Source organism: Methyloprofundus sedimenti, from assembly GCF_002072955.1.
GTDB classification, from domain to species: Bacteria; Pseudomonadota; Gammaproteobacteria; order Methylococcales; family Methylomonadaceae; genus Methyloprofundus; species Methyloprofundus sedimenti.
In genome coordinates, this window is record NZ_LPUF01000001.1 from 2,853,799 (window position 1) to 2,865,764 (window position 11,966).

The window sequence follows — 11,966 nt, forward strand, 5'->3', positions numbered from 1 at the left end:
AATACGCGCAGGAGAAAATTGAATTTTCTAGCTATTTTTAGTCATCTAAACGTCTGATTTTTAATTTGTATGCTTGGCAATACTACGCGGCAAAGTCTTGGGCGCTTTAATACGCAATTGTTTATTAATATTCATGCGCCCAAACACCACCTCAATATCCTTGGTAGTCACACCAAACTCTTTAGCCAAAAAACGCACCATATAATCTGTCGCTTTGCCAGCAACAGGATGAGCCGTGACACTAATCTTCAACTGATTGCCCTTAGGCTTTCCGATAGTATCGCGTTTAGCACCAGGCGTACCCAAAACATTCAAAACCAAAGTATCACCATCCCAGGCGTAAAAAGACTTCATTCTTTTACAATCAAAGATTGAATTTTCAGCATCTTGCTGAATTGTAACTGACTTTTTCTTTTTAGCCATTGAATCAGATTTTTTCCATTTTCTGGGTTAGCGTATCTACCATAGCTGAATAAACAAGCTATATCAATTTTTTGTAAACAGATAACTATTTTTTCATCAAGCTCAGTAATCCCTTAACCAAGGTTTCCGGTGTGGGTGGACAACCGGGGATCACAATATCAACAGGAATGACATTAGCAACAGCACCGCAACTGGCATAAGAAACACCAAATTCGCCACCGCAGGCCGCGCAATCACCCACAGCAATCACCCATTTTGGATTTGGCGTGGCTTCATAGGTACGCAATAATGCCGTTTGCATATGTCGCGAAACCGGCCCTGTGACTAATAGCACATCCGCATGGCGCGGTGAGGCAACAAAGTGAATTCCATAGCGTTCGACATCATAAAACGGGTTATTTAAGGCATGAATTTCCAGTTCACAGCCATTACATGAACCCGCATCAATCGCACGAATCGCAATACTACCAGAAAAATATTTATCAACCTGACGCTTTACTTCTATACCCAATGTTTCTAATTCAGCCGCGTCAGGTCGTTTTATACGTTCCGTAACAACGCCTGTTTTTAAAATTTTAGCAAAAAGTCTTAACATTGTAATGTCCTATAGATCATTTCCGGAATAAGAAGGGTTGACTGATTTATTACAGACTGGAAAATCCGGTACTATATTATTCAGGACGATTTTTTCCAAAGCCAGAAAACCAAAATTACTAGGGTCTCGAGTATAAAAGCGACGAATTGTATTGTCGCTATTAAAGCGGACATAGGTAACAATTTCACCGCGCCAGCCTTCGATCATCGCCAAACCCTCGTTGTATTCCATAGGTACTTGCCATGCCGTGACTAACTCACCTTCAGGTAACTGGTCCAACATCTGGATTAATAACTTGATAGAGGCAAATATTTCTTTTACTCGAATCCAGACTCTCGATGCAACATCGCCCTGCTCTTCCACTTCCACTTCCACTTTAACCTTCAACTGATCATAAGGAGCATAAGGATAGTCACGGCGCACGTCAAAATCCTGACCACTGGCACGACCTACATAACCAAGAGCACCAAATGCTTCAGCGGTTGCAGGTGATAAATAACCTGAGGTAAATAAACGGTCTTCCAAAGACGAATTCAAATCCAACGCAGGTATTAACTCATTCAGTTCTTTACGTAAATCTGTTAATTCTTGCAATAAAGAACCAAAATCTGCAGCTGATAAATCTACTTTAACGCCTCCAGGAATGAGCCTGTCCATTAGCAGGCGATGACCAAAAATTTTAGCCTGAGTCCGTTGCCATTGCTCCCGCAAACGACTGAATTGCATTTGTGCAAAAGCAAAGCCGACATCATTACAAATTGCACCTATATCGCCTAAATGATTAGCGATACGTTCGCGCTCACACAATATGCCACGTATAAACGCCGCCCGAGGGGGAATAGTTATGCCCGCGGCTTGCTCCATGGCACAGCATGCTGCCCAAGTATGTGCCACGGTGCTATCACCGGAAATACGTCCGGCCAAACGGGCTAATTCTTCGGGCTTGCGGCCTTCAGCAAGCTTCTCGATACCTTTATGCACATAGCCCAAACGTTCTTCCAGATTTAACACGGTTTCACCTACTGCCTGAAAACGAAAATGTCCCGGCTCAATAATTCCTGCATGTACCGGACCTACGGGGATTTCATACACGCCCGCGCCTCTGGCTTTGACAAACTGATAATCCGTATCCGGCGGAGTAATGGCTTCAGGATGACCTTGCAGAGCAAAGTCCTTGCGTAATGGATAGTCATGTTTCCCCCAGGCCTGATGGCGTATCCACGCTCTGGAATCCGGATGATCAACAAAATGAATACCGAACATGTCCTGAGTGTGGCGTTCACTGCGACTGGCAGCGGGATAGATTGTTGCCTGTGAGGGTAGCTCTGCTTTCTCGGGATTTAATGAGGCAGACAGGCATATATACTCACCTCGCCAGGCAAAACAAGCGTTGACCAGGAAAGACTCAGGACATTGCTCTGCCCACCCCGCGGCCCAACGCATTTTTTGCTGGTGTGCCAATTCAGCAAAGCGCAACCAATGTTCAGCCGCAATAGTCCATTGCTCTGGATGCGTAGCAGAAATATCAATCTGGATTGCCTCAGCCGCCAGATCTGCCTGTAATGCAATGCGCCAATCGGATAGATTCTCACTCATAACGGAGCACTCCCTGAAATTAAAATGGTGGCTTGAGTAAACCAGTCAGCCAGAAAATTGGGGATCGCAAGTCCCAGCCACAAGACGATAACCAGATGAATCATTACCGGCCATAAATTGGCTTGTACTGCTTGTTTTCCTTCAGGACGCTCGCCATATACCATCGGTTGAACATTTCTAAACAATCCTGCACAGGCAATCCCGATACCTAATAATAAAAAGGGTGTGAGCCAGGGAAAGCTCTGCATAGTTGCTAGTAAGACCAAAAACTCACTGGTAAACACACCGAAAGGTGGGAAACCTGCAATCGCCAGCGTACCAATTAAAAGTCCCCAGCCGACTTTCGGCTGAGTTTTAATTAAGCCACGAATTTTCTCAATACTTTGCGTGCCTGATATTTGTGCCGCATGTCCAACGGTAACGAAAATGGCAGATTTGGTGAGTGAATGTACAGTCATATGCAATAATGCTGCAAAAGTCGCAAACGGTGTACCGATACCAAAGGCAAAGGTCATTAAACCCATATGTTCAATGGAGGAATAGCTAAACAGACGTTTAATATCTTTTTGCCTATGTAGAAAAAAGGCCGCAACTAAAAATGACAACAGACCAAAACCCATCATTAAATAACCTGCAATATGACTATCGGTAGCACCATCGATTAACATTTTATTACGTACAACTGCATACAGCGCATCATTTAATAATAAACCTGAGAGCACCGCCGACATAGGAGTCGGACCTTCCGAGTGCGCATCCGGCAACCAGTTATGCAAGGGCACCAGACCAATCTTGGTACCATAACCTATGAGCATAAAGACGAATGCAATTTCCAGAATTTCAGGATTTAAAAGCTTGGCATTTTCATATAAAACCGACCACATCAAGGCATTTTCAGCATCGCTAAATTGTGTTGCCGCGTAATATAATAAAATAGTACCGAATAAAGCCTGCGCAATCCCCACACCACACAGAATAAAATATTTCCACGCCGCTTCGATCGATTCAGGCGTGCGGTATAAACTCACCAACAGAACCGTTGCCAGAGTTGCAGCTTCCATTGCAACCCACATTACGCCCATATTATTAGTCGTTAATACCAGATACATGGCAAACATAAAACCCTGGTACATTGAGTAATACAATCTCAATCGCTTATCCGTCAATTTACCTATGTCTTTTTCATGCGCCATATAAGGCGCAGAAAAAATAGAGGTGGTAAAGCCGACAAAAGCGGTTAATACGATCAAATACACATTAAAGGAATCGACAATAAAATACTCTTCAGCCGACAACAGAGTGCCTGAGTTAAACACATTAACCGCTAACCATAAGGACAAGAACAAGGTCACAGCATTAAAGCGTATATTTTGTCGGCCCACATCTTCTTGATGCCCAAACAAGGCAAAATAAAAAATACCGAGCAACGGCAATAATAATAACAAATAGGCTGGAATCATTGATCCACCTCATTTAAACGATTCATCTTATCCACATCAAGAGAATCTATACTGCTACTGATATGCAGAAAAAAGATGCCGAATAATACCGCTGCCACTAACACATCAAAGGCAACCCCTAATTCCACAACCATCGGCATGCCGTTAGTGGAAACCGTTGCTGCAAAAAATAAACCATTTTCGATAGACATAAAACCGACCACATGGGCAATTGCCTGATGATGCGAAATCATCAGTAACATACCTAATAAAATAACCGCAAGACTCAAAGACAGCGCATTTAATAAAATCATCGATGAGTTTTGCATAATGGGATGCAGTACGTAATAACTAAACACCACCAGACTCGCCCCACCTAACATCACCGAGGTTTTATTACTCAGTGCTTCCACATCGCGGTGCATATCTAATTTTAAAATATGCCGCCTGAGCATCCAGGGAATAAACAGCACCTTTAATGCCATGGTAATCGCGGCAGAAATATACAGGTGAGGATTATCAAAACTGTAAGCAGCAATGGTTGTTGCAAGTACCAACATAAACCCCTGTAAAGCAAAGACAAATACCAAACGTAATAAGCGCCCCTGAGCCAGCATAATAAATGAGGTCAAAGTCACTAATGCTGCCAGGGACAGGATGAGTTGCGAATAATGATCCAGATTTTCAATATCCATTAGCGTGATGCCTCCAAAATAATATGACTGAGCATGCCAAGTAAGCCGAGTAGATAAGCAAAACTCAAAAATTCCTGCACGCGAAATAAGCGCATTTTGGCTAATAATGTTTCTGATATTGCCAGTATTACAGCTAATAGAGCCAGCTTGCCCATAATGACCATTAAACCATTGCCTAAGGCCGCAAGTGTGAAGGACTCTGCAATTCCCCAGGGAAAGAAAATATTGGCAATCAATACACCATACAGCATCAGCTTTAACTGACTTGCCCATTCAATCAAGGCTAAATGACGGCCACTGTATTCCAGAATCATGGCTTCATGGATCATCGTCAATTCAAGGTGAGTTGCAGGATTATCTACCGGAATACGTCCGGTTTCTGCAACTGCCACCAGGATCAGTGCAAATAAAGCAAAAATAAACGAAGGTCTTAATACCAGGCCTTCTCCCAGAACATGCTGTATAGCAAATGATAAATTGGTGGTTGATGCCGTCATGGTCAACGTAAAAACTGCCATTAACATTGCAGGTTCTGCCATCGATGAAATAGTCATTTCCCGTGAAGAGCCCATACCTCCGAATGCCGTACCTACATCCAGGCCCGCTAAGGCCAGAAAAAAGCGTGCAAAGGCTAAAAAACCGACCAGCACAATCACATCAGCACTCGCGGCAGTCGGTAACTCCACCGCAATAAAAGGAATCACGGTAATCGCTAGGGCAGTCGCAGAAAAAATAATATACGGCGAAATTACAAATAACCAGGAGGCGTCTTTAGACACGACCGGTTGTTTATGGGTTAATTTGATCAAATCACGATAAGGCTGTATCAGCGAAGGTGCTTTACGATTTTGTAAATAACACTTACAGCATTTCACCCAGCCTGCTAACAAGGGCGCCAAGGTTATAAAAAGCAATGTTTGCAAAACAGCTATTAAAATACTCATTAGCTAATCACCCACAACAAGAAGATCAATGTAAAAAACGAATAGCTTAAATAAACCCGGATATTCCCTGTTTGCATACGGCTCACCGAGCGCGCAATACGATTCACTGCCTGTTCTATGGGCTGATATATTTTAGGCCAGCTATGGTCTTCAATATGGAGTTCATAGCGAATATCGGTGACTTGCTGAGGCATAGCCCCTGCTTGTTTGTCAATTTTTTCATCTATCTGCCAGACTTGGGAGAATATGCGTCGAAATGGCATAGTAAAAGCGCTACTGGTATATTGCATACGTGGCGTCAAACCACCAAAGCCACAATCCCAGGTGTCTGATTGACGTAATTTAACGGCCGGGTCACGGCGCAGATAATGAAAACTAATACCGCCGGCAATCAGAGTCAGAATTAATATCACTGGAGCAGCATAGGACGCCTGTTGCATAGACACAGGAGCCAGCCACAACCAACCTGCAGCCGATTCATCAGGAAGGCCATGTCCCAGCGTTTGCAGGGCAACATTGTCCAGCAACAAAATCATTAATCCCGGGAAAATACCGAATAAAAAGCATAAACCTGCCAGCAAACTCAAGCTCGCCAGCATCCCTTTGTCTTGTGTTTCTTCTGCTTTTGCTGCATGTCGTGTACGTGGCAGGCCTAAAAACATCATGCCAAATAATTTAACAAAGCACGCTGCGGCCAGTGCTGCAGTTAAAGCTAATGCTGCGGCAATCACCGGAATCAAACTGCGTAACACCGCGTCATCCAGCACATCGACTTGCAGCGCCACTTGAAAGGCAAGCCATTCAGAAACAAAGCCATTAAATAATGGCAAAGATGAAATACTCATACAGGCAATCAGAAACAATTTACTGGTATGTGGCATGCGTTTAATTAAACCACCCATATCATCTATGTTCAGACTATGCACCTGGTGCTGAATAACCCCCGCTCCCAGAAACAGCAAATTTTTAAACAATGCATGATTAAAGGCATGAAACAGCGCTGCCACAAAAGCTAATGCGGCAAGACCCGCATGCCCTTTAGCAAGAAAAATCATTGATAAGCCCAATACCATAAAAATAATACCGATATTTTCCACTGAACTGTAGGCTAGTAAGCGTTTCAAATTCGGTTGCATCATGGCGTATAAAATGCCGCCTAATGCAGAAATAGCACCGAGAATCATCAGGGCCACACCCCATTGCCAATGAATATCACCGAGCAAATCAAAGCTAAAGCGAATTAATCCGTATATTGCGACTTTTAACATCACGCCACTCATCAACGCAGAAATATGCGACGGAGCTACCGGATGCGCCTCAGGCAACCAGACATGTAGCGGAACCAGGCCCGCTTTCATACCAAAACCAATTAAGGCCAAAACAAATGCGATACTCGCCCAGGTATTGGATAACTGAGCATCCCGCAAGGCATCAAAAGTAAAGGTGCCACCTTCCGAAAAACTAGCCAGGACACCAAAGGCCAGAATTATAGCCAGTGCCCCCACCTCAGCCATAATTAAATAAATAAAAGCTGCACGGCGATTGGCCGATTGTTCATGTTGAAAAGCGACTAAAAAATAACTGGCTACCGACATCATCTCCCAGGCAATCATAAAGAAGAAAGCATCATCGGCCAGTAACACCATAAACATACCGCAAATAAATAAGCCGCTGAATAAGCCTAACATTGCAAAAGGATGCTCCTGTTCATTATTGCCTTTCACATAACCAGGGCCATAGCAACTGACTGCAAAAATAGCGATACCTATAATAAGATAAAATAACGCGGATAAACTATCAAAACGTACATGCCAGGGTAGCCAGGGCAAGCCTAGCGGCAGTTGCGCAGTAATAGCTTGCTCACTGATTAAACCGCCTAAACCAGCAATGATGGCCCATACTCCAGCCACACCCAGGAGCATAAAGCTCATCTGTTGCACACGTTGTGGATAAATACTTTCTTCCAGCCAGATATCCAGATGCTGCTGCCATTCAGGCCGCCTGCTGCAACAATAAAGCAGCAAGCCTGTTACGCTACGTCGCTGCCGCATCAGCAATGCCAGTATGCCTGACAAAAAGCTGAACAGCACCGCCGCATAAGCTAAAGATAGAATCATACGATGTCTCTTCTAATTAAAAGGAATGATACAGATATTATGCATGAGTTTTCTTACGCGCATCATGGGTCATAATGCGTGCAGCCAGATCATGGTCTGAGAAAGTATGAATGGCATCACCAATTTGCTGACATTTGCCCCCATGACTTGCATAATCATGCATAAAATCATGCAAATATTCCAAAACCGTATGATCAACCAGGTAAGCATTAGAAAGATCTAAAGTGACATTTTTACCTGCAGGAAGCACGTCCAACGCTTTTTTAAGCGGCAAGAAGTTGGAAAAAATAGCAGAGCCATCAAGCCTCACTATAATCTTATCCTTCTCAGCCTCGTTGATGCTGAAATAAATTTTAAATAAATTTTTCCACCAGACACCACGCGCTATATGCACAACAAATTTAACCAAGATACCAATAGCCACACCCACCAATAAATCGGTCGCTAAAACGCCAATAATGGTGACAATAAACATAAAAAACTGCTCTGTACCAACCTGTAATACCCTGGCAAACTCAGAGGGAGACGCCAGCTTAAAACCCGTATAGACGAGTAATGCAGCCAGTGCTGACAATGGGATACTATGAATAACCTGTGGAAATAAGACCACAAATAACAACATGATCAGACCATGAAAGAAATTTGCCCAGCCCGTTTTAGCACCGTTATTAATGTTGGCTGAACTCCGCACCACTTCGGAAATCATGGCGGTTCCACCAATCAAGCCAGCGAGAGTATTTCCTGCTCCAATTCCCATAATATCTTTATCCAGGTCAGAGCGGCGTTTATAAGGATCAAGCTTATCAACCGCTACTGTTGTCAACAGACTTTCCAAACTGCCAACCAGACAAATGCTAACTACCGCTTCCCAAAATTCTATAGTTAAGGCTTTACTAAAATCAGGAAAATAAAAGCTGGATATAAAATGGTCAGAAATAGCGACCAGATATTTAGGCCCGACCTGATCTCCATGTACTAAATGTCCCGTCAGCATATCGAGTTGGTGTGGAATATGATAAATATGCATATGCTCCAGATCAAAATATAGACCTAAACCAATACCCAATATTACCACAATAATGGGGGCGGGGATTTTACTCAATATAGGCTGCTGTAATTTACTCCAAAAAATCATAATTAGCAGACCGGTAATTCCAATCAGGGCAATTTCTCCATTCATGCTCATAAAACTGTGTGGTATCTGGGCCATGGAGGAAAATAAACTGCCCGGATCTGGTGTAGCACCAACCATAACGTGAATTTGTTTGGTGATAATAATAATACCAATCGCTGCTAACATACCATGAACCACTGAAGTGGGAAAAAATGAACTCAAGGTTCCCGCTTTAAAAAAGCCCAGACAGATTTGCAATAACCCCGCGACCACAATAGCGGCCAGTGTATATCGATAACCGGCCACAGGGTCGCCCGCCCCCATACTTTGCACTGCATCCAGTATGACCACGATTAAACCTGCGGCCGGTCCTGCGATAGTGACAAAAGAACCATTAATACGTGATACAAACATACCACCAACAATGGCACTGAGAATACCTGCCATAGGCGGTAATCCTGAAGCCATAGCAATACCCAGACTCAAGGGCAGCGCAATTAGAAAAACCAGAAAACCAGACATCAGGTCTTCGTGCCAGTATTTTTTTAAACCAGCGATACCCGTTTCAGGCATGCTTTGTATAGAAGAATTGTTCAAAATTTTGTCCTCCAGAATTAAATATAAGATAAGTAATGCAAGCTGCATGCCATAACCTAATATCACCCCAAGGTATTGATTATAAAATTGTTTTTTTTTACAAATGGTTTTATTTTTAGAGAGACAAGTCTAGTTGGTTTATTTAAACCAGGTTGTAGTGGTTTATTTAAACCAGGTTGTAGTGGTTTATTTAAACCGCAGGAAAATATTTTTATATGCTTCCATCTGCGTCTAAAACAGTCTTAAGTTAAAAATATATTTATATAATACATATAGTTATATAACATATATGTTAGCTTATATAAACTCTGGCATGGTTAATGTATTGCTCTTTATCGATAATTAATCGACTAAGCGTTTACCCAAAGATAAAAGCTTCACCTCCTTGATCTGACACAGAACATTGGAACGAGATATATCTAGGTGTTCTTTTTAAATTAATAGCCAAAACAACCAAACAACAACACTATCATTCCTGAAATTCATTTCGCTAATCCTTTATTTTAAGTCCTGGATTACTGTCAAATGAATTACTGGAATGAAGTACTGAAGATTCGCCATCTATACACATATAATAAGGTCATATACATGAATAAACTTTACCGCAGGATGATTTTAATGACATTACTAGCAATGCCCGTATCTGGTTTTGCTGCAGGTGTGAATAATATGTTCGGTTTTTGGGGCTCGGTTACGCTACAAGGTGATTTCAAAGCACTATCACCTAAACTCGATAAATTTAACTGGCTTATCATGAACCAAACGCGTACCCGTGATGATTCTCCTGCAGGTTCAAGATTTTCTGAAAATCTATTATTCAGTCAGATCGGCTACAATTTCAATGAACATGCATCGCTTTGGATGGGCTATACCCATGACACGCTTGCCCCTTTAGATAAGCCATTTGCCCAGGAAAACCGTGCCTATCAGGATTTTGTCTGGAAACAATCTGTTGGTGATTTTAATTTTATAAGTCGAACTCGTATGGATGAACGTTTTCTGGAAGGCACAAATGATGCGGGCTATCGTCCACGTCAACTATTAATGGTTAAGCATCCTATTCCCTATTTAGATGGCTTAAGTGCCTATGTCGGTGATGAAGTTATGTTTTATGTGAATAAAAATGTATTTGGTAAACAAGGATTTTCTGAAAACCGTATTTTTTCAGGATTAAGCTATCAAATTACTCATCATATTGGTGTGGATTTAGGTTATATGGGACAGTATATAGACACTACTTCTGGTAATAATATTTTTACCCATAATTTACAGGTAAATTTTGGCTATAAATTTTGATCTAAAAAAACTGCCTCTAATAATCTTATGCCTGCCATTATTTAAGATAATAGCCTTAACGTTAAAATATTATGTATTTCGTTTCGTTGGAGGAACAATGCAAAACAAGAACTATTACATAACATCGAAACTGACCACGTTAGTCAATAAATTCGCGGTTTTTTTAATGCTACTTTTATCGATAGGATGTTCACAAAATTACGAAATCACCACCTGGAATGAGTGGTGTAATCACCTGACCGATCATACATTAAATAAACTCTATAACCTGCCCAAAATTCGTGAAGATTTTATTAAGGAATATAATGAGATTTTAGTAGAGGAAGTAGTAAGCAATCACTTTTGGGATTCGACTATTCATACAAACGTGGGGGTAGAAAAGCTCATTGAAGAGCGTAAACTTGGTTTCTGGGTGCAAGGGAATCACTTACATTTTTCCAATACGCATCTTTCCCATGCAAGCTTTGAAGGGGATGTAGAAAGGTTTAAAAAGTTCTTGTCCTATGATGTTTTAAAAGACAACCGCTATCATTTAAATAATTTTCAATTATGTATCTATAAAGCCATCGACTCTATGTTTGATACCTTTACGATTCATACTAAAGAAGAAACTACAACGATAACACTGGATTTTTCCTATAAAGATTTTTTTACCGAGACTGCTCGTAAGTAAGCAGAAATCTGTTATGCAATGCAACACATCGTAATCAATAAGCCTTTCAGCTGGGTTACTATAGAGACGGAAACATTACATAGACTATTTTTTCATCTGCTACAGAGCTTACTTAAATAACAAAAATAATTAATATCTCAATTACTTTCCTGATTACCCATAAGCTTCAGCTAGCTTTAAAAAATACGTATAAATCTAATGTAGCCCGTATGAAGTTTACGAAATGCGGGGAATAGGTGTCATGAATAACCCGGATTCCACTAGCGACATAACGGGCTACCAGGAATTTTAGTGATAGGCTGAAAGCTATACTTAATCAGCATTACTTATGTATTATTAAAGCAGATTAGTGATAAGTTGTTTTACTCGAGTATGTAAAAATAGCGTTTATTGGATGCATATACTTGAGCACTATTGCAAGGTACTGCATCAATTTATCAGCACACAACACCCGCTAGAAACCCTATTGTGTTTACA

The 11,966-nt window shown here is 41.6% G+C and carries 10 protein-coding genes; 2 read left to right on the top strand and 8 right to left on the bottom strand.

The window, feature by feature from the left end; all coding sequences use genetic code 11:
- Nucleotides 1-60 precede the first annotated feature (60 nt).
- The 8 genes from AU255_RS12650 to AU255_RS12685 form a co-directional block, all read right to left on the bottom strand.
- Nucleotides 61-423 (bottom strand): DUF167 domain-containing protein, encoded by a 363-nt coding sequence (locus tag AU255_RS12650; protein ID WP_198942604.1) that lies wholly within the window; start codon nt 421-423, stop codon nt 61-63.
- Nucleotides 424-508: 85 nt separating this feature from the next.
- Nucleotides 509-1,018, bottom strand: coding sequence for an NADH-quinone oxidoreductase subunit B family protein (locus tag AU255_RS12655; protein ID WP_080523192.1), 510 nt, complete (start codon nt 1,016-1,018; stop codon nt 509-511).
- A 9-nt stretch (nt 1,019-1,027) separates the two neighbouring features.
- On the bottom strand, nt 1,028-2,614 hold the full coding sequence (locus AU255_RS12660) for a hydrogenase large subunit (protein WP_080523193.1): 1,587 nt from the start codon (nt 2,612-2,614) through the stop codon (nt 1,028-1,030).
- Nucleotides 2,611-4,074 (bottom strand): hydrogenase 4 subunit F, encoded by a 1,464-nt coding sequence (locus AU255_RS12665; RefSeq protein ID WP_080523194.1) that lies wholly within the window; start codon nt 4,072-4,074, stop codon nt 2,611-2,613. The genes AU255_RS12660 and AU255_RS12665 overlap by 4 nt, the downstream gene beginning before the upstream one ends.
- A complete protein-coding gene (locus tag AU255_RS12670; protein ID WP_080523195.1) occupies nt 4,071-4,748 on the bottom strand; it encodes a formate hydrogenlyase in 678 nt (225 codons plus the stop codon). The genes AU255_RS12665 and AU255_RS12670 overlap by 4 nt, the downstream gene beginning before the upstream one ends.
- Entirely contained in the window at nt 4,748-5,692 is a 945-nt protein-coding gene (locus AU255_RS12675; RefSeq protein WP_080523196.1) for a respiratory chain complex I subunit 1 family protein, read from the bottom strand. Before AU255_RS12675 ends, AU255_RS12670 begins: the two co-directional genes overlap by 1 nt.
- A complete protein-coding gene (gene hyfB, locus AU255_RS12680) occupies nt 5,692-7,809 on the bottom strand; it encodes a hydrogenase 4 subunit B (protein WP_080523197.1) in 2,118 nt (705 codons plus the stop codon). The genes AU255_RS12675 and hyfB overlap by 1 nt, the downstream gene beginning before the upstream one ends.
- A 37-nt stretch (nt 7,810-7,846) precedes the next feature.
- Complete coding sequence (locus tag AU255_RS12685; RefSeq protein WP_080523363.1) at nt 7,847-9,520, bottom strand: SulP family inorganic anion transporter; 1,674 nt, start codon at nt 9,518-9,520, stop codon at nt 7,847-7,849.
- Nucleotides 9,521-10,108: 588 nt separating this feature from the next.
- On the opposite strand from AU255_RS12685, the gene AU255_RS12690 reads away from it, so the two are divergent.
- Both AU255_RS12690 and AU255_RS12695 read left to right on the top strand, forming a co-directional pair.
- A complete protein-coding gene (locus AU255_RS12690) occupies nt 10,109-10,816 on the top strand; it encodes a DUF2490 domain-containing protein (protein ID WP_080523198.1) in 708 nt (235 codons plus the stop codon).
- A 97-nt stretch (nt 10,817-10,913) separates the two neighbouring features.
- Nucleotides 10,914-11,489, top strand: a complete 576-nt coding sequence (locus AU255_RS12695) for a hypothetical protein (protein WP_143735923.1) — start codon at nt 10,914-10,916, stop codon at nt 11,487-11,489.
- Nucleotides 11,490-11,966: the final 477 nt, after the last annotated feature.